The following is a 22,441-nucleotide window of genomic DNA, read 5'->3' as shown; positions in this document are numbered from 1 at the left end:
GCTTTTTATTATTTTAAACGCTCTTCTAATTCTGCTTTTAATTCTTCAAATCCTGGTTTACCAAGTAAAGCAAACATGTTTTTCTTATATGCTTCTACTCCAGGTTGGTCAAATGGATTCACGCCTAATAAGTAGCCGCTCATCGCACATGCTTTTTCGAAGAAGTATACAAGGTAACCGAATGTGTACTCATTTAATTCAGGAATATTGACGATTAAGTTTGGTACTCCCCCGTCGCTATGTGCAAGTAATGTACCTTCGTATGCTTTTGTGTTTACGAAGTCTACAGTTTCACCAGCAAGGTAGTTTAATCCGTCTAAATCGTTTTCTTCTGATTCAATTGTTAGTTCATGTGTAGATTTACCTACTTTAAGGACTGTTTCAAATAAGTCACGACGACCTTCTTGAACGTATTGACCTAATGAGTGTAAATCAGTTGAGAAGTTTGCTGAAGATGGGAAAATACCTTTTTGATCTTTTCCTTCACTTTCACCAAATAACTGTTTCCACCACTCAGCGAAGTATTGAAGTGCTGGTTCATAGTTAACAAGCATTTCAATTGTTTTTCCTTTATTGTATAAAGCGTTACGAACTACTGCATATTGGTAAGCTGGATTTTCTTCTAGTTCTGATGTTCCGAAGTCATCACGACCAGCAGCTGCACCTTTCATCATCTCTTCAATATTTAAGCCACTTACTGCGATTGGTAATAAACCAACTGGCGTTAATACAGAGAAACGACCTCCAACATCATCTGGAATAACAAATGTTTCGTAACCTTCGTTATCAGCTAATGTTTTTAATGCACCACGCGCTTTATCTGTAGTTGCATAAATACGTTTGCGAGCTTCTTCTTTTCCATACTTTTCTTCTAATAACTTACGGAAGATACGGAATGCTAGTGCTGGCTCTGTTGTTGTACCTGATTTGGAAATAACGTTAATAGAGAAGTCTTTACCTTCTAATACGTCCATTAAATCTTTCATGTAAGTGGAGCTAATGTTTTGTCCAACAAATAGCACTTGTGGAGTTTTACGTTGTTCTTTAGAAAGCGTGTTGTAGAAAGAATGGTTTAACATTTCGATTGCTGCACGTGCTCCTAAGTAAGAACCACCGATACCTACAACAAGTAAAATGTCAGAGTCATTTTTAATTTTTTCTGCGCATTTTTGAATGCGAGCAAATTCTTCTTTGTCATATTGAAGCGGAAGGTCTACCCACCCAAGGAAATCGTTCCCAGCTCCAGTTTTTTCGTGGATTGCGTGATGTGTTACTTTCACTGCATCACGTAAATAAGTGATTTCATGTTCACCGATGAAGGATAACGCTTTAGAATAGTCGAACGTTACATGTGTACTCATCTTTTTCCCTCCAATTATGGATATGTATTTCTGTATTCACTTTAGCGAAACTGAAGTTGTAAATCAAGCGATTCAAACATTGTAAACGTAACCAATATATATTTTTTAGAAAAAGTTCATTTTTTGCATAAAAATTCGCATTTTTCGGTATAGATGTATATACATCTTCTTTCAAACATTTTTTATGTATAAAAACAACATAACTACCCCATTCTATAAAAGAGTTAATTAACTCATCGCTTGCTCATGCTTCACAATTAAGGGGGGGCTTTTTCATGAGTACTTTACAACGTATCGCATTAGTCTTTACTGTAATTGGCGCTGTGAACTGGGGACTAATCGGGTTTTTCCAGTTTGACTTAGTAGCAGCCATTTTCGGTGGACAAAATTCAGCTCTTGCACGTATTATTTACGGCATCGTTGGTATATCTGGGCTTATCAACCTTGGTTTACTGTTTAAACCATCTGAAAATCTTGGTACGCACCCAGAAACAAACGAAATTCGATAATCAGTATGTCCTTTCACCTCCGACATACGAATATGATTGCATGCAATCATATTTGCAAATATATATCATAAGATAAAGTAAAAGAGGAACGCTCATATGCGTTCCTCTTTTACTTTGTTAACTCGGACTCTTCAATCCATTCTGCCAACTTTTCTCGCAGCGTATTAAATCCGTTTTCAGATGGATTCGGTATAAGAATCCTTCCTTGTTTTCTTTTCGCCGCTTTTAACGATAAACTCATTTTTCTGTGCTCTTCATCAATTGAAAGTACCTTTACTTCTACTGTATCGCCGACCTTTAAAAAGTCATGAATATCCTTTACATATCCATTTGTAATTTCAGATATATGCACAAGCCCTTGTGTTTCTGCATCTAACGCTACAAACGCACCGTAATCTTGAATTCCAGTCACTTTCCCTGTTACAACCACTCCTGTTGTATATTGTTCTGACATATGAAACACTCCCATACGTTTACCATTCTCTCTACAATTATAGAGAGCAAAGCAGATATATTTATTTTAAATATCCGATTGGTTAGTACGCATTCTAGATAACGTTATCTAGAATGCGTATACCTTATATTAGTAAATTATACCACTATGACAGAACTCATTCAAAATTCATGAAAAATTTCCCTTAAAGAAGTATAATTATCCAATATTGGGATAGACTACTAACACATGGCTTTCTAGTATTCCCCCCCTTTTATGGACAAAACGTATTACGTTTTGTCCTTTTTTTATTCTCTACAAACCGTTCCATTCTCTTCATTGCTTCCATAAGTTGTTCAAGCGATGTTGCATAAGAACAACGAATAAAACCTTCACCACTTTCGCCAAATACGCTACCAGGGACAACAGCCACTTTTTCTTCCAGCAATAACTGTTCTGCAAATTCCGCTGAAGATAATCCTGTTGAAGATATAGAAGGGAAAACATAAAATGCTCCGCCTGGCACATGACACGTTAAGCCCATTTCATTGAAAGATGTCGTCATGAAGTTACGACGCTTCTTATAACTATCTCTCATCCGAATTACTTCATCATTCCCCGCACGTAACGCTTCAAGTGCTGCGAACTGAGACATCGTCGGTGCACACATCATGGAATACTGATGGATTTTGAGCATTAATTCTGAAAATTGAACAGGAGCTGCAATCATACCGAGACGCCATCCTGTCATCGCAAACCCTTTTGAAAATCCCGAAATTAAAATCGTATGCTCACGCATATTTTTAATACTCGCGAAACTTGTATATACTTCGTCGTATACAAGCTCTGCATAAATTTCATCAGATAATACAATTAGATTGTACTTCTCAACAATCACTGCTATTTCTTCAAGCTCGGATTTATTTATCATTGCACCTGTCGGGTTATTTGGTGAACAAAGCAAAATCGCCTTTGTTTTCGCTGTAATAGCTGCTTCAATTTGTTCTGGTAGTACTTTAAACTCATTTTCTAAAGTAGTCGCCACAGGAACTGGAACTCCTCCAGCTAATGTCACAAGTGGTGCATAAGAAACGAAGCTTGGTTCAATAATGAGCACTTCATCATCAGGATTTATAATGGCGCGCATCGCTACATCTAACGCCTGGCTCGCTCCAACTGTAACAATGATTTCATCACTTGGGTCATAAGATACTGCAAATTGTTTTTTTAGATACTTTGCTATTTCTTGACGGAGCTCTAATAATCCTGCATTTGCTGTATATGACGTATACCCTTGTTCCAAAGAACGAATACATGCTTGCCTTACATTCCAAGGGGTAACAAAATCTGGCTCTCCTACCCCGAGGGAAATAACACCTTTCATATTTGCTGCTAAATCAAAAAATTTTCGAATACCAGATGGTTTTAAAGATTCTGCTGATCTAGATAGTTCAAATTGCTTCATGGTGTCACCACAATTCGCTTATCATCATCGTCTTTTTCATAAATAACACCCTCATGTTTATACTTCTTCAAAATGAAATGAGTAGTTGTAGAAACGACAGATTCAATTGTTGCTAATTTCTCAGAAACAAACATCGCTACTTCCCCCATCGTTTTCCCTTCTAATGTAATAGAAAGATCATATGTCCCTGACATTAAATAAACGGATTTCACTTCTGAATAACGATAAATTTGCTCAGCAACCGCATCAAACCCAACGCCGTGCTTTGGCGTAACTTTCACATCGATCATTGCCGTTAAACCTGTATGTTCTTTCACTTTCGTCCAATCGATATGTGTTACATAATCCACAATAATCTTTTCATTTTCTAATCTCGCAACCATCTTCTTTACTTCTTCTACTTCTATATTTAACAGCTTCGCTAATGTATCTACAGATAATCGACTACTCTTTTCAAGACAAGCTAATAATTCTAATTCTTTTTCTGTCACCATATAAATCATCCTTCCTTTTCGTTTGTGTCTAAATTATACAAATACCCTCTCCAGTTTGAAAAGAAGATTTTTCTATTGAATTATGTCAAAATAAAGTGAAACTTTAATCAGCGGAAAAATGCGGGATAAAGCGAAAGGGGATGGAACCGTGAAACCAAAAGTTTATATTGCTGAACCAGTTCCAACATTTGTAGAAAACTATTTATCAGAACACTGTGATTATGAAAAATGGGATCAAAATGAGAAAGTACCTCGTGATATTCTATTAGAGAAAATACAAGATAAAGATGGGTTATTAAATTTCGGATCTGCTATTAATGAAGAATTACTGACAGTAGCTCCTAACTTAAAAGTAGTGAGCAACATTTCTGTCGGTTACGATAATTTTGATTTACAAGCGATGAAAAACCGAAATGTTATCGGAACAAATACACCATACGTATTAGATGATACAGTAGCTGATCTCGTTTTCGCCCTTATGCTATCAGCTGGGCGCCGCGTTTGCGAACTCGATTCTTACGTGAAAAATGGTGAATGGAACGCTGAAATCGGAAAAGAACACTTCGGACTAGATGTACACCATAGCACAATTGGTATTATCGGTATGGGCCGAATTGGAGAAGCCGTTGCAAAACGAGCAAAATTCGGATTTGATATGAATGTTCTTTACTATAACCGCCGTCGTAAAGAAGAAGCTGAACAAAAATTCGATGCTACATATTGTGATTTACAGACGCTACTGAATCAGTCTGACTTTATTGTTCTTCTTACTCCATTAACAGATGAAACATATCACCTTATCGGAGAAAAGGAATTTTCATTAATGAAAGACACAGCAATCTTCATTAATGCTTCTCGCGGCAAAACAGTAGATGAAAAAGCGTTAATCCATGCTTTAACAGAAAAGAAAATCTTTGCAGCAGGTATCGATACATTTACACAAGAGCCGATTCAAAAAGATAATCCACTCTTATCATTACAAAATGTTGTGACTTTACCACATATCGGATCTGCAACATTAAAAACTCGTCAGCAAATGGCCATGACCGCCGCTGAAAATTTAGTTGCAGGGTTACAAGGAAAAACACCGTCTAATATTGTTCGCGGGTAATACTGAATAAACGAAAGGCAAGATGACATCGTCATCTTGCCTTTTTTTGTTAACATATTTTCTTCTTCCTTGGAGATGATATGAACAAAAATCAATGGAGTGACAAAAAATGAATCATAAATATACTTGTCCTTATTTCACTTTTTCCACTCGCGGCACTACTGTTCATTACGAATTGTATGAACATGATAATAAAACAGAACGTCCTACTTTCATACTCGTTCACGGCTTTTTATCTTCCTCATTCAGTTACCGCCGTCTAATTCCTTTACTATCGAAGGAAGGAACAGTCATTGCTCTTGATTTGCCACCGTTCGGAAAAAGTGATAAGTCTCATCTGTTTAAGTATTCTTATCACAATTTAGCAACGATTATTATTGATTTAATTGAACATTTATCTCTCTCAAACATTGTATTAGTTGGGCATTCTATGGGTGGGCAAATTTCTCTCTATGTAAACCGTATACGTCCTGAACTCATTTCAAAGACGATTTTACTATGTAGCTCGAGCTATTTAGCGCGCGCAACCTTACCTTTACTATACTCTTCTTATTTACCGTTCTTTCATTTATACGTAAAGAACTGGATTATAAGGCGCGGCATTGTTCATAACTTAATGAATGTCGTTCATGATCACTCATTAATTGACGATGAAATGAAAACAGGTTACTCCGCTCCTTTTTATGACGACCGTATATTTCCCGCTTTAACTCGCATGATACGAGACCGTGAAGGTGACTTATCTTCAACTGAATTACAAAAAATCGAAACACCTATCCTACTCATTTGGGGTGAAAAAGACCGCGTCGTCCCTGTACATGTAGGTCATCGTCTACACAAAGATTTACCGAATTCAAAATTTATTTCTTACGAAAATACAGGACATTTACTACCTGAAGAAAAGCCTGAACATGTTTATGAAGAAATTATCGCTTTTTCCGCGCAATAAAATGAAACTTTAATCAGCCTCCACCTAACTTCTTTGCTTCCGCTAAATTTTGAGTTGAAGGTCTTACTACCCAGCAAATAGCGGGATAATATAAAAAAGGCTGTCGGAAATCCCGACAGCCTATAATGAACAGCTTCCGCCTTCTTTTATTACAAGTAATTCCACAGCTAATTTCTCACATTTTTCAAGCGCAGGTACTTCCTCGAAAGACATAAAGTATATATGTTGAATCTTCTTTGCGATATATTTTGGATCGTCAAACACACTTATGACGCTCACAACATCGCTCGCTTCTGTTTCATAAAACTCCGGTCCCATTTGAAACGGATCCCAATTCTTCACAACCTCTATCATCTTTTCATATGTACCCATTCGCTTCCCGCCTTTTCACTTTTTAATACTTTTCTTTATCCTATCACATCAGCTATTCTATAAGAAGAGAGAGAACTTTCATAACTTATTGGTTTTACAGAAGAAGGGAGCAAACTTATGCAACTATTTCATAAAGCAATCAATCGACGTGGAACGCATAGTATAAAATGGGATACATATAAAAACGAAGAACTTATCCATGCTTGGATTGCTGATATGGATTTTGAAGTACCAAAACCAATTCAAACTGCCTTAAAACAACGAATCGAACATCCGATTTTTGGCTATACACTTCCTCCCGAAAATATTGGAGATATTATTTGTAACTGGACAAAACAACAATACAACTGGGATATTCAAAAAGAATGGATTGTCTTTAGCGCCGGAATCGTTCCAGCTCTTAGTACGAGCATACAGGCTTTCACCAAAGAAAACGAATCTGTTCTCGTACAACCACCTATTTATCCTCCATTTTTCGAAATGGTCACAACAAACAACAGGCAGTTATGCGTGAGTCCATTACAGAAACAAAATGATACATATGTGATAGACTTCAAGCATTTAGAAAAGCAGTTTCAGCAAGGCATCAAACTCTTGCTTCTTTGTAGCCCTCATAACCCAATCGGACGCGTTTGGACGAAAGAGGAACTTGTGCAGCTCGGATCGTTATGTACTAAATATGACGTAATCGTTGTGGCGGATGAAATTCATTCCGATATCATTTATGCAGACCATACACATACACCGTTCGCTTCCTTATCTGAAGAATTAGCAGAGCGCACTATCACTTGCATGGCTCCAAGTAAAACATTTAATATCGCTGGATTACAAGCGTCGATCATTATCATTCCAAACGAAAAGCTCCGTCATGCCTTTACAGCTATCCAGTATAGACAAGGCTTCCACGGGTTAAATATCTTCGCTTATACAGCGATGCAAAGCGCCTATACAGAATGTAATGATTGGCTAAACGAAATTCGATTATATATAGAAGATAATGCTCAATTTGCTTGTGAATATATTAAAACTCACATACCTGCTCTTTCCGTAACGAAGCCAGAAGGTAGCTTTTTATTATGGATTGATTGTTCTCGTCTAAAGCTTTCTCAAAACGAGCGTACCGCACTACTTGAGGAAAAAGGAAAAATCATCGTTGAACCTGGTGAGAAATACGGGTTAGGTGGCGAAGAACATATTCGAATTAACATCGGCTGTCCACGATCTGTTTTAGAAGAAATTTTAAACAGACTGCGTCATACGTTTTCATAATAAGAAAGGAGTCTGTCCCGAATCATTCTTGGGGCAGACTCCTTTGTCATATTTTGTCGGTAAGTCGATATATTTCAAGTTACGGTCGATATATTCCAATAATCGCCGATATAATTTGAGTTACAGTCGATATATTCCAATAATCGCTGATATATTTTCAATTACATTTCACAAAGAAAGCTACCATTCACGGTAGCTTTTACTTTTTCTTCATATCCGATGCTTTTTTTACAATTACGCCACAAGCAATTCGATCCCCTGATTTACCTGTCGGTTGAGTCATACCATCATCAGGGTTTTCTGTAATAATAATAGACGCTCCATCTTTTCTATGAATCGTCGTTTTCCCTTCTTCAAGTGTAATGTGAGGTGCATCGATTTCTGCTTTAATCTTTCCAGAACCATCTGCAACTATGTTCGGTAAATCACCGTTTTCTGCACCCTTCGGATTAAGGAGTCCATGCTTTTTATTATCAGGATTAAAATGATTCCCAGATGATTCAAAACGAGGTGCCTTACACTCTCCGATTTCATGTACATGTAGTCCGTGTGGTCCTGGCGTGAAACCTTCCCCTTTAATCGTAATTTTCACTCCACTTGTTTGCTGAACTACTTTCGCAGTCCCTACTTCATCTCCTGAGGCATTATGTAATTTCACTTCAATTTCTTTCGGCTTTCCTTGGTCACAACCTGCCATCAGAAATAATAAACAACAACTGAAAAAAAGCCGTTTTTTCATTTTATTCCCTCCAAAATATATTCTGCCCTTAGATTGTCCGAGCATAGAGGGAAACATACAAAAATGCGTTACTGTTTCTTTTCAGCTAATAGTTTTTCTTCAACTTTCTGTAATCGGTCTGCTTCTCTTTTTGATATACGAATAAACATACGCCACGTGGCAATAGCACCGATAATAAATAGAACACAAACAATCCCTGGAATAATATATTCTGTTTTATCTTCCGGAAAATATAAAGGCATCATATAGAACACTCCTTATTATAGGATTTATAAAACATCAGAATTTTCTGTTATATTATTTTAAATTATAGTGCAACCTCCCCATATTCTCAAGGGGCGTTCTGAAAACGAAGGATTTCTTTGACTCCTTCCCTCACTTTCCTTACTATAAACTTGAGGTGAAAAATATGAGAGAAACATTTGAAATTGGTGAAATCGTTACTGGTATTTATAAAACAGGAAAATACATTGGCGAGGTTACAAATAGCCGCCCTGGCAGTTACGTCGTAAAAGTATTAGCTGTTTTAAAACATCCGGTGCAAGGTGACTTACATAACGTAAAACAAGCTGACGTACCATTTTTCCACGAAAGACGTGCTTTAGCTTTTCGTGAGCAAACGAACATTCCAGAACAAATGGTGAAGAAATATGAAGGAGAAATTCCGGATTATACAGATTCACTAAAATTAGCATTAGAAACTCAAATGAATTCATTTTCTGAAGATGATTCACCTTTTGCAGAGCGTAGTCTAGAAACATTAGAACAGTTAAAGAAAGACTACAAACTCTAAAAAACAAAACGACCAAATTACATAATGTGCAATTTGGTCGTTACTGTGTGCTCACTTTCTTTAACACTTTTGAAAAATCAACAAGTTCTCCTAATGTTGGAGGTGCTGGTTTTACTAAATACTCTTTATCTTTTTCTACTAGTTTAAAAATATTGTACGTCGTCATTGCATCATCAAGCGCACAATGATGCTTCCCTGTCCCTACTTTTCCATACGCCTCAATTGCTTTCCATAATCCTGTTTGATTTCTTTCTCCAAAAAACTTCTTATACTCAAGCGATAAATCACGACACTGTCCGAAGAATGGAAAAGCTATCCCTGCCATTTCACAATTATGCTTCAGCACTTTCATATCCATATTTCCCCACGTTACAATTGTCGGTTTACATTTCGTTTCGTATTCTGAAAGCTTCTTAACGAGTTCAGGAAATGAAATCCCTTTATCCACGACTTCTTGTTTTATTCCTAAAAACTTCTTACATCGATCCGTTAAAGAGGGAAATGTTTTCGGCCTAACATGTGATGAATACGTATCTTCTACCTTACAGCCAGCAACTGAAACGAGTCCTACCTCAATAATCTCTGGAAAAAATCCTTTCGGTTTCTTTCTATGCTGGGGCATCGTAAACTCAAAATCTAAAAATAAAAATCGTTGTTCATCCATACGATCCCTTCCTTATCATTTTTGTCATTCCTTTCTATTTGACACTCCTACACGAACAAGCTCGAATGCTAATTCCATTTTAAATATTCAGATTGGATGTATCTTATATATATGTCAAATGCCCACAAATATTTTAAAAAATAAGAAAAAATGACCTATGCAGAAAATATGACAAAATCTCTCCTTTCATTTACATCCGCCATTTTCCTACTTTATAATGACGTTATGTGTGTTTCTTCTAGAGCATTTTTGACACACTAAGAAAAAGTGAATGAAAGGAGATGAGATTTTTGCACGAAACAACGCAAGAACTCGCTAACTGGCAGTATTATTTTGCTATCGCAGTCTTTTTAATTACATATGCCATTATTATTTCTGAAAAAATTAATCGCGCTGTCATCGCACTTCTTGGTGCAGCACTCATGGTAATTGTGGGGGTCGTCGATTTACATAACGCCTTTACGAAACATATTGAATGGGGAACGATTACGCTACTCATCGGTATGATGATTTTGGTGAACATTACGAGTAAATCAGGTGTCTTCCAATACGTTGCCATTAAAGCGGCAAAAGGAGCGCAAGGAAATCCAATTAAAATTTTAATTTCACTTTCCTTACTTACCGCGCTTGGCTCCGCATTTTTAGATAACGTTACAACTGTACTTCTTGTTGTTCCAGTTACTTTATCTATTACGCGCATACTGCAAGTAAATCCTGTTCCTTATTTACTTTCTGAAATTATTTTTTCAAACATTGGAGGAACAGCAACATTAATTGGTGATCCACCTAACATTATGATTGGTTCTGCAAATAAGCATTTAGACTTCAATGCTTTCCTATTGAATCTAGCACCCATTGTAATTATTATTATTGCAGTTACAGCGATAATACTTTACTTCATGTATCGCAAACAATTAATTGCCGATCCTGTACAAGTTAAAAAATTAATGAGCTTAGATGAAAAACAATACATTAAAGACCCAGTATTAATGAAAAAATCTTTAACGGTACTTGGACTTACGATTGTAGGTTTCATGACTCATTCTATTTTCCATATCGATGCTGCTATTATCGCCTTAACTGGTGCTACTGTACTTATGTTAATTGGTGTGAAAGAGCATGAAATTGAAGAAGTATTTGCAAGCGTAGAGTGGGTAACAATCTTCTTCTTCGCAGGGTTATTCGTACTTGTTGGAGGACTTATCGATATCGGTCTTATCAAAATGTTAGCTCAAAAAGTAATTGGTATAACAGGCGGAGATATTTCTTACGCATCCATCCTTATTTTATGGGTATCTGGTATCGCCTCTGCAACAATTGATAACATCCCATTCGTCGCAACAATGATTCCACTTATTAACGATATGGCAGTTGGGCTAGGCTTATCACCATCTGACGCACAAATCGATGTATTATGGTGGGCATTAGCACTAGGTGCTTGTCTGGGCGGAAACGGAACATTAATCGGAGCTTCTGCTAACGTAATCGTTGCAGGTATCGCGAGCCGCGAAGGACATAAATTTAGTTACATGGACTTCCTAAAAGTCGGTTTCCCAATTATGATCGTTTCATTAATCATTTCTCACATTTATATTTATTTACGCTACCTTATGTAGTAGAAAAAGCGCTCTGATAATCAGGGCGCTTTTTTACTTATAGCTACTTATCAACAAAAATGAAAAATCTACTCTTTATATCTCACCGGTTCATTTCGAATAATAAATAAGTGAATCGGTAAGAACACCGAAAATGTGATTACATGAATAATCGTAAATAATATAGAGTTCGTTCCGTATCTGTCTAAAATAGCGTAGATAAGATAAATGGACAATACAATCGATACAGCTGTTGCTAGTAAACTTATAATTGGTACGAAATTAAAAATGAAACATGCAACATATATGCCGAATACTTTCCACCCTGCTTCTTCTTTCAAAAAATCTGGTAATTTATCTTTCGCTAAGTCCCCCCACGTCTTACTATTCAAAAACGGAATAAACGCAAGCACCCCGTCCGTTGCACCATCATTTTTCGCCATCGAATAAAGTGCAAAAGCCGTTAACAAATATGAAATAATTGCCCAAATCAATATAACAAGAATAAACGCAAAACTAAGAGCAAAGAAACCTGCTAGTACGCCTTGATCCTCCATCTTATCCTCTCCTCTCTACTTTCAACATATTTCATTACATTGCAAGTTATGTTTTAAAATTTATCCAAACTCTTTGTATAATAAGAGAAGAAAGAGAATAAGAGAGGAGAAACACGTATGCATCCATTTGTAAAAGCATTACAAGAGCATTTTACAGCTCATCAAAATCTTGAAAAAGCAGAACCTATGGCTCGTTATATGAAAAATCACTTCCCATTTCTAGGTATTCAAACACCGGAAAGACGCCAATTATTAAAAGACATCATTCAAATACATACTCTCCCAGATAAAAGAGACTTCCAAATTATCGTACGTGAACTTTGGGACTTACCAGAACGTGAATTCCAAGCGGCTGCACTTGATATTATGCAAAAATATAAAAAGCATATAAACGAAACACATATCCCCTTCTTAGAAGAATTGATTGTAACAAAATCTTGGTGGGACACTGTCGATAGCATCGTACCTACATTTTTAGGTAATATCTTTTTACAACATCCAGAATTGATTTCTGCCTATATCCCAAAATGGATTGCATCAGATAACATTTGGTTACAACGTGCCACTATTTTATTCCAACTCAAATATAAACAAAAGATGGATGAAGAACTTCTTTTCTGGATTATTGGACAACTACATTCTTCAAAAGAATTTTTCATTCAAAAAGCAATTGGCTGGGTCCTTCGTGAATATGCAAAAACAAATCAGGATGTAGTTTGGGAATACGTGCAAAACAATGAGCTCGCTCCATTAAGTAAGCGTGAAGCAATTAAGCATATTAAGCAAAATTACGGAATAAATAATGAAAAAATAGGCGAGACTCTATCATAGATAGACGCGTTCCTCTATTGAGATTTAAAAAAGAACGTGTTAGAATATGTTCATTATTATTAATATAAGTAGCGATGACGGACTTATAAGTACTTGCATAAAAAGCGATTCAGGGATAGTGAAAGCCTGAAGACGCAAGGAAACGGCAGTCTCGAGCAATACATGATAAAGTGGATGCACCTTTTGTGTATCAACTAGGGTGGAACCGCGGGCAAACGCTCGTCCCTAGGCAAATAAGCCTTGGGATGAGCGTTTTTTTATGTTCTTTTTAACATATATTGCCCGTTTCCAAAGTATCAGAGTATGTCATCGCCAATACGTTAACTTTCAAAAGGAGGATTTTCTTATGTATTCAATGGAACAAGTTGTAAACTTAGCGAAACATCGCGGTTTTGTTTTCCCTGGTTCTGAAATTTACGGTGGTCTTGCAAACACTTGGGATTACGGTCCACTTGGAATCGAATTAAAAAATAACGTTAAAAAAGCTTGGTGGAAAAAATTCATTCAAGAATCTCCACACAACGTTGGTTTAGACGCAGCTATTTTAATGAACCCTAAAACTTGGATCGCTTCTGGTCACGTTGGTAACTTCAACGATCCAATGATTGACTGTAAAAAATGTAAAGCTCGTCACCGTGCTGACAAATTAATTGAGGATGCTTTAGATGCAAAAGGCATCGAAATGGTTGTTGACGGTCTTACTTTCGACCAAATGGCTGACTTAATGAAAGAACATGAAGTAAAATGTCCTGATTGCGGTAGTGAAGAATTTACTGAAATCCGTCAGTTCAACTTAATGTTCAAAACATTCCAAGGTGTTACAGAGTCTAGCACAAACGAAATCTTCCTTCGTCCTGAAACAGCACAAGGTATTTTCGTAAACTTCAAAAACGTTCAACGCTCTATGCGTAAAAAGCTTCCATTTGGTATCGGCCAAATCGGTAAGAGTTTCCGTAACGAAATCACACCTGGTAACTTCACATTCCGTACACGTGAATTTGAACAAATGGAACTTGAATTCTTCTGTAAGCCTGGTGAAGACTTAGAGTGGTTCGCATTCTGGCGTGAAACTTGTAAAAACTGGTTACTTTCACTTGGTATGTCTGAAGAGAGCATGCGTCTTCGTGACCACGGTGAAGAAGAGTTATCTCACTACAGTAATGCAACAACTGACATTGAATTCAAATTCCCATTCGGTTGGGGCGAACTTTGGGGCGTTGCATCTCGTACAGACTTCGACTTAAAACGTCACATGGAACACTCAAACGAAGACTTTAACTATATCGATCCACAAACGAATGAGCGTTACGTACCATACTGCATCGAGCCATCTTTAGGCGCAGACCGCGTAACATTAGCATTCTTATGTGATGCATATGAAGAAGAGCAATTAGAAAACGATTCTCGTACAGTTCTTCGTTTCCACCCTGCTTTAGCACCATACAAAGCAGCTATCTTACCATTATCTAAAAAGCTATCTGAAGGTGCTACTGAAGTATTCGCAGAATTAGCTAAAGACTTCATGGTAGACTTTGATGAAACTGGTTCTATCGGTAAACGTTACCGTCGTCAAGACGAAATCGGTACACCATTCTGTATCACATACGACTTCGACTCAGTTGAAGACAAAGCTGTTACAGTACGTGACCGTGACACAATGGAACAAGTTCGTATGCCAATTAGCGAACTAAAAGGTTTCTTAGAGAAGAAAATCCAGTTCTAATTATAAGAAAAAGAGGCTGCTCATAAGAGCGCCTCTTTTTTATTTTTCACGTTTTTCTTTAATTGCTACTGTACATCTTGATATACATAGTAAATCATCATTTTCATCAATAATGCGAACATCCCAAACCATTGTCGATTGTCCTCTATGTATTGGTGTTCCAATCGCTGTTACAATTCCATCTTTCTTTGAGCGAATGTGGTTCGCATTAATTTCTAATCCGAAACAAATACATTTTTCTTGATCAATTAAATTATATGAACCAACACTTGCCACTGTTTCTGCTAATGCAACCGATGCACCACCATGTAAAAATCCAAATGGCTGATGCGTACGCTCATCAACAGGCATCGTAGCAACCACCTTATCTTCTGTCATCTCTAACAACTCAATTCCAAGTGAATCCATTAAAGTTTTTGCCATATCGCTTCCCCCTTCTCTTACTTTAATTAAATGTATAATTTTACCTATTTATTTTCAAACTACTTATAACACTTATATAAGGAGGCTTCACCTAAATGAAACAGAAATTTTGTATATTACTGCTTATGTTCTCCTTGCTGACTATTGTACCAAATTGTGCAATAACAGCCAAAGCATCTAACCTGACAATCGATGTTAAGACTGTAACGCAAAAAGGTAAGAAACCTTATATAGAATATCAAATAAACAGGCCTTCTTTTCACAAATTTTCTGACTCTAAATTTCAAAATAAACTCAATTTATACTACAAAAAATCCACTGACAAATTTAAAAACAAATTAGAAAAAGAAGCAAAAAAATATTATAAAGAGACAGAAGGATCTAGTACACCATTTCATCCGTACGTAGCAAATGTTGATTATAAAGTCTCTTTAAACAAACCACCTTTTCTTAGCCTATATGTGAATTACTATCAATATACTGGCGGAGCACACGGTCTTTATACGTGGAAGGCAAATACATTCGATTTAAACGAAAAAAAGGTACTGCACTTAGACGATTTATTTGAACAAAAGGATAAATATAAAGATGTAATCCGTGCGGAGATTGTACGACAAATTAAACAAAATGAAAGCATTTATTTTCCTGATGCAACTGAAAAAGTAATGAGTATGAAAAAATTCCACTTCTTTTTAGAGCCAGACAATCTCGTCATTTATTTCCCTTTATATGAGATTGCTCCCTATTCAAGTGGAATTCCGCAATTTCGTATTCCATATACGTTGCTAAGAGACTATTTAAAGCCTTCTTATCAAAATATTTTGATTGACAACAAGTAAATATTTTCGCTACGATAATGTTAACCTAAAAACAACAGGAGGTTAACATTGTGAGAAGATTTCATGTTTTAGATTTAGCATTAGCTGCCATGTTCGTTGCTCTTATGGCAATCGGTGCAAATATTGTATCTTGGGCACCATTCCTTCAAGTGGCAGGCATCCCATTATCTATGCAACCATTTTTCGCAATTTTAGCAGGTCTTCTTCTTGGAAGTAGACTTGGTGCCTTATCCATGACTGTATATATGCTCGTTGGCGTAGCCGGCGCACCAATCTTCGCTAACTTCAAAGCTGGATTTGGAGCACTTTTAGATCCTACTGGTGGTTTTATTATCGCATTTATTATCGTTGCTTACGTATCCGGAAAACTAGTAGAACAAAAAGAAAGACCAACATTCATTACATTTGCAATTGCCTCTTTCACAGGAATTATTTTAACTTATATAATCGGTACTACTTACATGTACGGGGCAGTCAATCTCTTTATGGGCGGTAATATGAGCTATAAAGCTGCTTGGATGATTATGATGTGGTTTGCAGTAAAAGATATTGCATTTACAATTATCGGTGCTATTATCGCACCTCGCATATATTATGCTGTGCGTCGTTCTGCTTATCAGCATTCTCATTCGACGATTTCATAATAAAAAAATGAGTTATTTCAGTATACTGAAATAACTCATTTTTTATTATGACTCTTGATTCGCTTGTTCTTCTAAAATTTTCTTCATCATTGCAACCATGTCATCACGTAATTCTGGGTGTTGCAGGGCCATTTCGATTGTCGTTTGAACGAATCCTAGCTTTTCACCTACGTCGTAGCGCTTTCCTTCGAAATCGTAGGCAAATACACGTTGGATTTCATTTAAGCTTTGGATTGCATCTGTTAACTGAATTTCACCACCAGCACCGACATGTTGCTGTTCTAAGAACATAAAGATTTCAGGCGTTAAAATGTAGCGCCCCATAATCGCTAAGTTTGAAGGAGCTGTACCTTGTGCTGGTTTTTCAACGAAATTGCGAACTTGGTAACGACGACCTTCTTGTTCTAATGGATCGATAATTCCGTAGCGATGTGTTTCCGACTCCGGAACAGTTTGTACACCAATAACAGAAGAAAGTGTTTTTTCATACTCATCCATTAATTGACGTAAACACGGTTTCTCAGCTTGGACAATATCATCACCTAGTAACACTGCAAATGGCTCATCACCAATGAATTTACGTGCACACCAAACAGCATGTCCTAGTCCCTTCGGCTCTTTTTGACGGATGTAATGAATATCTACCATTTTTGAAGAAGCTTGTACTTTTTCAAGCAACTCATATTTTTTCTTCTCTAATAAGTTTTGTTCTAGTTCAAATGCATTATCAAAATGATCTTCAATAGAACGCTTTGTTTTACCAGTAACGATAATAATATCTTCGATACCCGATTTCACTGCTTCTTCTACAATGTATTGGATTGTTGGTTTATCTACTATCGGTAACATTTCTTTCGGCATTGCTTTCGTTGCTGGTAAAAAACGTGTTCCTAATCCAGCTGCTGGGATTATCGCTTTTCTTACTTTTTTCATCACAAAATACCCTCTCTCCTGTCGGAATCAATAGCAAGCATTTCCTACATAAAACAAAAGGGAGATTTCGCTCCCTTTTGTTCCTTACTACTTAAAATTACTTTGTATTATAAACGATTCATAATGTCTTCTTTAATAGTAAGTAACTTTTGTTCACTATTTTGTAAAGAACTATCTTTTACACCAAAGTAAAACTTAATCTTCGGCTCAGTTCCAGATGGACGTAGGCAGAACCATGAACCATCCTCTAATTGATATTTTAACACATTTGATTTCGGTAAGTGAATCTCTTCTTTATGTCCATCTTGTAAAGATGTAACGATGCTTGCTTTGTAGTCTTCCACTGCTACGACTGTTAAGCCTGCTACTTCTTTCGGCGGATTCTCACGGAACGTTGCCATCATCTCTTGGATTTTTTCAGCTCCATCTTTTCCTTTTAACGTTAACGATACAAGGTCTTCACGGAAGAAACCGTACTTCTCAAATACTTCTAATAGACCGTCATATAACGTTTTCCCTTGTGATTTGTAGTATGCAGCTACTTCACATGCAAATAGAACAGATTGTACTGCATCTTTATCACGGCAGAATGGGCGGATTAAATAACCATAGCTTTCCTCATAACCGAATTGGAATTCATATTGTCCACTTTCTTCATACTGTCTAATTTTCTCACCGATAAATTTAAATCCAGTTAACGTATCAATTGTATCTAAACCGTATGCTTTCGCAATTGTACGACCAATTTCAGACGTTACGATTGTTTTTAATACGACACCGTTCTCTGGAAGCGTTCCGTTTTCTTTCTTTTGAGATAGTAAGTAATCAAGCATTAATGCACCTGTTTGGTTTCCTGTTAATACTTGGAACTCACCATTATGATTACGCACTGCTACACCAAGGCGGTCTGCGTCAGGATCAGTTGCGATTAATACATCTGCGCCTACCTTTTCACCGTCACGAATTGCATACTCAAACGCTGCGTGCTCTTCTGGGTTCGGTGATTTTACTGTAGAGAAGTTTGGATCTGGTAACTCTTGTTCTTTTACAACTGTTACATCTGTAAATCCAACTTCTTTTAAACCACGGCGTACAGAAATATTTGATGTTCCGTGTAATGGTGTAAAGACGATTTTTAAGTCTTTGCCGACCTTTTCCACCATTTCTTTATTAATGATGACATTGTTCAATTCTGCAGCATATGCATCATCTACTTCTTGTCCAATAATATGTAATAAACCGTCAGCTTTTAATTGCTCTACATTAGCGACTTCAACTGTTAATTCATCTTCTACTGCATTTACGTAGCTAATTAACTCATCTGCTTCTTTTGGAGGTAACTGTCCACCATCTTCACCGTATACTTTGTATCCGTTATATTCAGGTGGATTATGGCTTGCCGTAAGAACGATTCCACTTACTGTATGTAAATGACGAACTGCGAAAGAAAGTACTGGCGTTGGACGTAAGCTTTCAAACACATATGTTGTGATACCGCGTGCCCCAAGTGTAGCAGCAACTTCCATTGCGAACTCAGGTGATTTATGACGAGAATCATAGGCTACAACAACACCGCGTTTTTTCGCTTCCTCACCTAATTTTTCAATAAAGCTTGCTAATCCTTTTGTTGCTTTACGAACTGTATATACGTTTAAACGGTTCGTACCAGCACCAAGTTCACCACGCATACCACCTGTACCAAACTCTAGATTTTTATAAAAGCTATCCTCGATTTTCTTCTCATCTTGCTTCATATTTTCTAGCTGTTCTTTTAATTCTGCATCTAATTGTGCGTAAGAAAGCCAGCGACTAAATTCTTGTTTCCAATTCATTCTTCTCTCTCCTCTCGCTCGTCATACCTTTATTATATGAAAAAAACATGCTGTATCTCAATATTTTATAAAATCTAGTAGGATTTTACTAGGAATATTTGTATACACTATTGTTAAATACTCCACTAAAGGGAATGAGGATTATGCACGAATGGGGCTTGTCAGAAGAGCTCAAAATACAAACAAAGCAAATGATTGAAATTGCTGAAAAAGAACTATCAATTATGAGGAACGCAATCGATAAAGAAGACGAATGTATTTTATGCAAAATGGAAGATATTCATCATATGTTAGCAAATGTACAAACATTAGCAGCTACATACTATATTCAGGCATATTTATCACCTTATACGGAAAGTTCATCTTTTATTACGAAAGCTATCCAACATTTAAGCGCCAGAAAACATGGTGCTCTTATCGTCGTGGAACGAAACGAGACGCTTGAAGCTCTCATTCAAACTGGAACGACATTAAACGCTCATTTAACTGCGCCATTACTCGAATCAATATTTTATCCAGGTAACCCCCTTCATGACGGTGCCGTTCTCGTAAAAAATAATCATATTGTCTCAGCTGCTAATATTCTTCCTTTAACGAAAAGTACAGAAGTTGATCCTGAGCTAGGAACACGTCACAGAGCTGCAATTGGCTTATCAGAAAAGAGTGATGCACTTATATTAGTTGTCTCTGAAGAAACGGGCCGTACTTCTTTTGCTTTAAATGGGATTTTGTATACGATTTCTTTATAAATACTTTTTAGCACCGTTTTGAACAGCACAGTAGTAAATGAAGTTATATCGAATTACCAACAAATACGCCTACAATATTAATAAAAAAGGCTATCTCCAAAATTTGAGCCAACCTTTTATTCAAAAAATTATTCTTCTACAAAATGCTCGAAAAGTATAAGAATTACCTACCCATTGCTGGAACTGCCCCATAAATTATGTGCACACAGCGATATCTAAGTACAATAATTATCACTTCATGTCTTGCTAACTCTTTTTGTACTCAAAACATGTTTAGACCTCTTTCATAACAACTATATGTTTTCTAAAATGCTTCACTTCTAGCTATTATTTTTTATCTATTTTTAAGAAATAGGAAAAAGGGTACTTTAGACATCCTATCTAAAGTACCCTTTTATTAAAAATCTATTTTATTATAAAGAATAATTGGAGACTGCAAAATGATAAAAATATAGCATACTTTCAAAATTATTTATAATTATTAATATTAATATTAAACATAAAGCAACTACTTTTACACGTCTCATCACTTTAAAACCATATGCCAATAATAACGGTATTGTAAACAGCATATGTGCGCCATAAATAAATGCTTCAGATGCCCCAAAACCAATAATTCCATGTAAAACAATATTAAATAGTAAACAGAAACTTAAAAACCTTACGAAAGGTTCTTTTCTAAAGTTTTTCCATACAGCTACTATTATAAAAGCATACACAGATACAATCACAATCCATCCGATCATAGTATGCGATGGAAGCATATTTAATTGTGCGAATTGCTCACCTTGTCTTAAAGTAACTTCCGAGAATGGTCCAAAGATGAATGAAGATCCTAATACTAAATGAAATGCTAGTATATACTTAGACCCTACATATTCCTCTGAAAAACCTTGTTTCTCTGTAAATTTAATATTAGTATTGATCACATCAATAAGGGATATGTTATTTTCTATAATCACTAATACGAAAAGAAGAACGACCACAATGATAGAAATACCAGTCCAAATGATTCTTTTCTTTAATGTTTTATAACTCATTACACTACCTAAAAACCACATAAACGAATTTGTTAATGTAACTCCCGTTATTCCTATTGCCAATAACATATTAGCAACGCTGAATCCTGCTTTCGCTTCTTTTTCTCCTGTAATAAACGGATAACATACAAAGCACATCAGTACCAATGTGAAATTGGCATAAACAAAAGATTCCGGTGTCCACGTAATAACTAACATAGTAGCTGAAAATCCGTACATAACCGCTAATAGGAAAGAAACAATTACATTCTTACAAATTTTACAACATAACATGTAAATCATGACTACACTTATCGTACTTAAGAATGCTTGGAAAAATATAATACCTTGCACTACATTTTTTACACCTAGTGATGATACCACTGTTGCTATTTCCTCAGTTAAAAAATTTAAAAATGGATGTCGAAACAACACTTCATCTGCAATTGGTATTTTAGCCAAGAAAAAACTTAAAATGTAATAACCCTGATCAAAAGAAAAATACATGTCATACCAGGAAGCTGTTAAAATCTTAGAGTCGTTTTCCATTTTCCAACCGATAAAAAAATAAAATGACCAATAAAAAATGAAAAGGACAAGGGCTAATATCCCCTTTCCTTTATAACCATTCCAAATACTCAATACTTCTTCTCCTCTCTAAGGTAGAAATACCATAATTAGATGTGCCACGTACCCAATAACTGTTCCTAACACAAGTCCACCAAAAATCTCATGCCAATGATGTCCTTGGCGCTCTCTTAATTTTTCTTCTTCCGAACTTATATGTTTATTCAACATTCTTGCATGTTTACCAACTGTACGGCGAAGTCCTGTGGCATCAATGATAACAATTGTTAAAATTGCCATCCCGATTCCAAACATCGGGGTATTAAAACCTTCATGAAACCCTATTGTCATGACCATACTTGATAAAATCGTTGTATGCGTACTAGGAAATCCACCATTTCCTACTAAACGAAAAGCATCTTTTCCAGAACGAAGATAATTCACTAAAAATTTCAATACTCCCGAAGCTACCCAAGCTATAAATGGAAGTACACAATATAAATAATGTTCCCTTGCTTTACCTCCTATGATTTTGTCAATAAATAAAATAGCCAGCTACTATACATACCA

At 36.3% G+C, this 22,441-nt stretch carries 25 protein-coding genes; 11 read left to right on the top strand and 14 right to left on the bottom strand.

The window, feature by feature from the left end:
• Positions 1-8 precede the first annotated feature (8 nt).
• The gene (locus HMPREF1014_RS23595) at positions 9-1,361 is read right to left on the bottom strand and encodes a glucose-6-phosphate isomerase (protein ID WP_000103658.1); all 1,353 of its coding nucleotides are present in this window, start codon (positions 1,359-1,361) and stop codon (positions 9-11) included.
• Positions 1,362-1,636: 275 nt separating this feature from the next.
• Here HMPREF1014_RS23595 and HMPREF1014_RS23585 point away from each other — a divergent pair, with 275 nt between their 5' ends.
• Positions 1,637-1,870, top strand: coding sequence for a DUF378 domain-containing protein (locus tag HMPREF1014_RS23585; RefSeq protein WP_000105788.1), 234 nt, complete (start codon positions 1,637-1,639; stop codon positions 1,868-1,870).
• A 109-nt stretch (positions 1,871-1,979) separates the two neighbouring features.
• Here HMPREF1014_RS23585 and yugI read toward each other — a convergent pair whose 3' ends face one another.
• The 3 genes from yugI to HMPREF1014_RS23570 form a co-directional block, all read right to left on the bottom strand.
• Positions 1,980-2,324 (bottom strand): S1 domain-containing post-transcriptional regulator GSP13, encoded by a 345-nt coding sequence (gene yugI, locus HMPREF1014_RS23580; RefSeq protein WP_000003764.1) that lies wholly within the window; start codon positions 2,322-2,324, stop codon positions 1,980-1,982.
• Between the two features lie 253 nt (positions 2,325-2,577).
• Positions 2,578-3,768, bottom strand: coding sequence for an aminotransferase (locus HMPREF1014_RS23575; RefSeq protein WP_000808522.1), 1,191 nt, complete (start codon positions 3,766-3,768; stop codon positions 2,578-2,580).
• Positions 3,765-4,262, bottom strand: a complete 498-nt coding sequence (locus tag HMPREF1014_RS23570) for an Lrp/AsnC family transcriptional regulator (RefSeq protein ID WP_000255696.1) — start codon at positions 4,260-4,262, stop codon at positions 3,765-3,767. The genes HMPREF1014_RS23575 and HMPREF1014_RS23570 overlap by 4 nt, the downstream gene beginning before the upstream one ends.
• Before the next feature lie 118 nt (positions 4,263-4,380).
• Between HMPREF1014_RS23570 and HMPREF1014_RS23565 the strand changes: the two genes are divergently transcribed.
• Both HMPREF1014_RS23565 and HMPREF1014_RS23560 read left to right on the top strand, forming a co-directional pair.
• The gene (locus HMPREF1014_RS23565; RefSeq protein WP_009327529.1) at positions 4,381-5,373 is read left to right on the top strand and encodes a 2-hydroxyacid dehydrogenase; all 993 of its coding nucleotides are present in this window, start codon (positions 4,381-4,383) and stop codon (positions 5,371-5,373) included.
• Positions 5,374-5,482: 109 nt separating this feature from the next.
• The gene (locus HMPREF1014_RS23560; RefSeq protein ID WP_001015859.1) at positions 5,483-6,322 is read left to right on the top strand and encodes an alpha/beta fold hydrolase; all 840 of its coding nucleotides are present in this window, start codon (positions 5,483-5,485) and stop codon (positions 6,320-6,322) included.
• Between the two features lie 120 nt (positions 6,323-6,442).
• Here the strand turns inward: HMPREF1014_RS23560 and HMPREF1014_RS23555 are convergent, their stop codons facing one another.
• The gene (locus HMPREF1014_RS23555; RefSeq protein WP_000537645.1) at positions 6,443-6,694 is read right to left on the bottom strand and encodes a YugE family protein; all 252 of its coding nucleotides are present in this window, start codon (positions 6,692-6,694) and stop codon (positions 6,443-6,445) included.
• A 117-nt stretch (positions 6,695-6,811) separates the two neighbouring features.
• Here HMPREF1014_RS23555 and HMPREF1014_RS23550 point away from each other — a divergent pair, with 117 nt between their 5' ends.
• On the top strand, positions 6,812-7,963 hold the full coding sequence (locus tag HMPREF1014_RS23550) for a MalY/PatB family protein (protein ID WP_001175817.1): 1,152 nt from the start codon (positions 6,812-6,814) through the stop codon (positions 7,961-7,963).
• 199 nt (positions 7,964-8,162) lie between these two features.
• Here HMPREF1014_RS23550 and sodC read toward each other — a convergent pair whose 3' ends face one another.
• Positions 8,163-8,702 (bottom strand): superoxide dismutase [Cu-Zn], encoded by a 540-nt coding sequence (gene sodC, locus HMPREF1014_RS23545; protein ID WP_000746523.1) that lies wholly within the window; start codon positions 8,700-8,702, stop codon positions 8,163-8,165.
• Between the two features lie 68 nt (positions 8,703-8,770).
• Positions 8,771-8,947 carry a hypothetical protein gene (locus HMPREF1014_RS31745; RefSeq protein ID WP_000982755.1) on the bottom strand — a complete coding sequence of 59 codons (177 nt, stop codon included), beginning with the start codon at positions 8,945-8,947 and terminating at the stop codon, positions 8,771-8,773.
• 164 nt (positions 8,948-9,111) lie between these two features.
• Between HMPREF1014_RS31745 and kapB the strand changes: the two genes are divergently transcribed.
• Positions 9,112-9,495: a kinase-associated lipoprotein KapB gene (gene kapB / locus HMPREF1014_RS23535; RefSeq protein WP_001209340.1), complete on the top strand. Its 384-nt coding sequence runs from the start codon at positions 9,112-9,114 to the stop codon at positions 9,493-9,495.
• A 40-nt stretch (positions 9,496-9,535) separates the two neighbouring features.
• Here kapB and kapD read toward each other — a convergent pair whose 3' ends face one another.
• On the bottom strand, positions 9,536-10,159 hold the full coding sequence (gene kapD / locus HMPREF1014_RS23530) for a 3'-5' exonuclease KapD (protein ID WP_000344358.1): 624 nt from the start codon (positions 10,157-10,159) through the stop codon (positions 9,536-9,538).
• A gap of 290 nt (positions 10,160-10,449) precedes the next feature.
• Between kapD and HMPREF1014_RS23525 the strand changes: the two genes are divergently transcribed.
• Entirely contained in the window at positions 10,450-11,775 is a 1,326-nt protein-coding gene (locus tag HMPREF1014_RS23525; RefSeq protein WP_000545231.1) for an ArsB/NhaD family transporter, read from the top strand.
• Positions 11,776-11,843: 68 nt separating this feature from the next.
• Here the strand turns inward: HMPREF1014_RS23525 and HMPREF1014_RS23520 are convergent, their stop codons facing one another.
• Positions 11,844-12,311, bottom strand: a complete 468-nt coding sequence (locus HMPREF1014_RS23520) for a hypothetical protein (RefSeq protein WP_000390061.1) — start codon at positions 12,309-12,311, stop codon at positions 11,844-11,846.
• A 117-nt stretch (positions 12,312-12,428) separates the two neighbouring features.
• On the opposite strand from HMPREF1014_RS23520, the gene HMPREF1014_RS23515 reads away from it, so the two are divergent.
• Together HMPREF1014_RS23515 and HMPREF1014_RS23510 are read left to right on the top strand one after the other, a co-directional pair.
• Entirely contained in the window at positions 12,429-13,142 is a 714-nt protein-coding gene (locus HMPREF1014_RS23515) for a DNA alkylation repair protein (RefSeq protein WP_000553303.1), read from the top strand.
• A gap of 346 nt (positions 13,143-13,488) precedes the next feature.
• A complete protein-coding gene (locus HMPREF1014_RS23510) occupies positions 13,489-14,865 on the top strand; it encodes a glycine--tRNA ligase (RefSeq protein ID WP_000287147.1) in 1,377 nt (458 codons plus the stop codon).
• Between the two features lie 39 nt (positions 14,866-14,904).
• Here HMPREF1014_RS23510 and HMPREF1014_RS23505 read toward each other — a convergent pair whose 3' ends face one another.
• Complete coding sequence (locus tag HMPREF1014_RS23505; protein WP_001140612.1) at positions 14,905-15,288, bottom strand: hotdog fold thioesterase; 384 nt, start codon at positions 15,286-15,288, stop codon at positions 14,905-14,907.
• 95 nt (positions 15,289-15,383) lie between these two features.
• Between HMPREF1014_RS23505 and HMPREF1014_RS23500 the strand changes: the two genes are divergently transcribed.
• Together HMPREF1014_RS23500 and HMPREF1014_RS23495 are read left to right on the top strand one after the other, a co-directional pair.
• Positions 15,384-16,127 (top strand): DUF3298 and DUF4163 domain-containing protein, encoded by a 744-nt coding sequence (locus tag HMPREF1014_RS23500; RefSeq protein WP_000810321.1) that lies wholly within the window; start codon positions 15,384-15,386, stop codon positions 16,125-16,127.
• 50 nt (positions 16,128-16,177) lie between these two features.
• Entirely contained in the window at positions 16,178-16,771 is a 594-nt protein-coding gene (locus HMPREF1014_RS23495) for a biotin transporter BioY (protein WP_001252163.1), read from the top strand.
• Between the two features lie 45 nt (positions 16,772-16,816).
• On the opposite strand, the gene galU is transcribed toward HMPREF1014_RS23495, so the two are convergent.
• Positions 16,817-17,704: a UTP--glucose-1-phosphate uridylyltransferase GalU gene (galU, locus tag HMPREF1014_RS23490; RefSeq protein ID WP_002097988.1), complete on the bottom strand. Its 888-nt coding sequence runs from the start codon at positions 17,702-17,704 to the stop codon at positions 16,817-16,819.
• Between the two features lie 107 nt (positions 17,705-17,811).
• The gene (locus HMPREF1014_RS23485; RefSeq protein WP_001104226.1) at positions 17,812-19,536 is read right to left on the bottom strand and encodes a phospho-sugar mutase; all 1,725 of its coding nucleotides are present in this window, start codon (positions 19,534-19,536) and stop codon (positions 17,812-17,814) included.
• 143 nt (positions 19,537-19,679) lie between these two features.
• Here HMPREF1014_RS23485 and cdaS point away from each other — a divergent pair, with 143 nt between their 5' ends.
• Entirely contained in the window at positions 19,680-20,285 is a 606-nt protein-coding gene (gene cdaS / locus HMPREF1014_RS23480) for a sporulation-specific diadenylate cyclase CdaS (RefSeq protein ID WP_000545249.1), read from the top strand.
• Positions 20,286-20,698: 413 nt separating this feature from the next.
• On the opposite strand, the gene HMPREF1014_RS23475 is transcribed toward cdaS, so the two are convergent.
• Positions 20,699-21,946 (bottom strand): DUF6080 domain-containing protein, encoded by a 1,248-nt coding sequence (locus HMPREF1014_RS23475; RefSeq protein ID WP_000029661.1) that lies wholly within the window; start codon positions 21,944-21,946, stop codon positions 20,699-20,701.
• 15 nt (positions 21,947-21,961) lie between these two features.
• On the bottom strand, positions 21,962-22,399 hold the full coding sequence (locus HMPREF1014_RS23470) for a divergent PAP2 family protein (protein WP_043308781.1): 438 nt from the start codon (positions 22,397-22,399) through the stop codon (positions 21,962-21,964).
• Between the last annotated feature and the right edge of the window lie 42 nt (positions 22,400-22,441).

Origin of the sequence: Bacillus sp. 7_6_55CFAA_CT2 (assembly GCF_000238655.1) — a bacterium.
Classification (GTDB): Bacteria; Bacillota; Bacilli; order Bacillales; family Bacillaceae_G; genus Bacillus_A; species Bacillus_A cereus.
This window is presented reverse-complemented; position numbering and strand designations above follow the sequence as displayed.

What these genes read in the sequence shown, in the direction of transcription:
- HMPREF1014_RS23595 (WP_000103658.1), bottom strand. Translation starts at nt 1,361, where the DNA reads ATGAGTACACATGTAACGTTCGACTATTCTAAAGCGTTATCCTTCATC.
- HMPREF1014_RS23585 (WP_000105788.1), top strand. Translation starts at nt 1,637, where the DNA reads ATGAGTACTTTACAACGTATCGCATTAGTCTTTACTGTAATTGGCGCT.
- yugI (WP_000003764.1), bottom strand. Translation starts at nt 2,324, where the DNA reads ATGTCAGAACAATATACAACAGGAGTGGTTGTAACAGGGAAAGTGACT.
- HMPREF1014_RS23575 (WP_000808522.1), bottom strand. Translation starts at nt 3,768, where the DNA reads ATGAAGCAATTTGAACTATCTAGATCAGCAGAATCTTTAAAACCATCT.
- HMPREF1014_RS23570 (WP_000255696.1), bottom strand. Translation starts at nt 4,262, where the DNA reads ATGGTGACAGAAAAAGAATTAGAATTATTAGCTTGTCTTGAAAAGAGT.
- HMPREF1014_RS23565 (WP_009327529.1), top strand. Translation starts at nt 4,381, where the DNA reads ATGCGGGATAAAGCGAAAGGGGATGGAACCGTGAAACCAAAAGTTTAT.
- HMPREF1014_RS23560 (WP_001015859.1), top strand. Translation starts at nt 5,483, where the DNA reads ATGAATCATAAATATACTTGTCCTTATTTCACTTTTTCCACTCGCGGC.
- HMPREF1014_RS23555 (WP_000537645.1), bottom strand. Translation starts at nt 6,694, where the DNA reads ATGGGTACATATGAAAAGATGATAGAGGTTGTGAAGAATTGGGATCCG.
- HMPREF1014_RS23550 (WP_001175817.1), top strand. Translation starts at nt 6,812, where the DNA reads ATGCAACTATTTCATAAAGCAATCAATCGACGTGGAACGCATAGTATA.
- sodC (WP_000746523.1), bottom strand. Translation starts at nt 8,702, where the DNA reads ATGAAAAAACGGCTTTTTTTCAGTTGTTGTTTATTATTTCTGATGGCA.
- HMPREF1014_RS31745 (WP_000982755.1), bottom strand. Translation starts at nt 8,947, where the DNA reads ATGATGCCTTTATATTTTCCGGAAGATAAAACAGAATATATTATTCCA.
- kapB (WP_001209340.1), top strand. Translation starts at nt 9,112, where the DNA reads ATGAGAGAAACATTTGAAATTGGTGAAATCGTTACTGGTATTTATAAA.
- kapD (WP_000344358.1), bottom strand. Translation starts at nt 10,159, where the DNA reads ATGGATGAACAACGATTTTTATTTTTAGATTTTGAGTTTACGATGCCC.
- HMPREF1014_RS23520 (WP_000390061.1), bottom strand. Translation starts at nt 12,311, where the DNA reads ATGGAGGATCAAGGCGTACTAGCAGGTTTCTTTGCTCTTAGTTTTGCG.
- HMPREF1014_RS23515 (WP_000553303.1), top strand. Translation starts at nt 12,429, where the DNA reads ATGCATCCATTTGTAAAAGCATTACAAGAGCATTTTACAGCTCATCAA.
- HMPREF1014_RS23510 (WP_000287147.1), top strand. Translation starts at nt 13,489, where the DNA reads ATGTATTCAATGGAACAAGTTGTAAACTTAGCGAAACATCGCGGTTTT.
- HMPREF1014_RS23505 (WP_001140612.1), bottom strand. Translation starts at nt 15,288, where the DNA reads ATGGCAAAAACTTTAATGGATTCACTTGGAATTGAGTTGTTAGAGATG.
- HMPREF1014_RS23500 (WP_000810321.1), top strand. Translation starts at nt 15,384, where the DNA reads ATGAAACAGAAATTTTGTATATTACTGCTTATGTTCTCCTTGCTGACT.
- galU (WP_002097988.1), bottom strand. Translation starts at nt 17,704, where the DNA reads ATGAAAAAAGTAAGAAAAGCGATAATCCCAGCAGCTGGATTAGGAACA.
- HMPREF1014_RS23485 (WP_001104226.1), bottom strand. Translation starts at nt 19,536, where the DNA reads ATGAATTGGAAACAAGAATTTAGTCGCTGGCTTTCTTACGCACAATTA.
- cdaS (WP_000545249.1), top strand. Translation starts at nt 19,680, where the DNA reads ATGCACGAATGGGGCTTGTCAGAAGAGCTCAAAATACAAACAAAGCAA.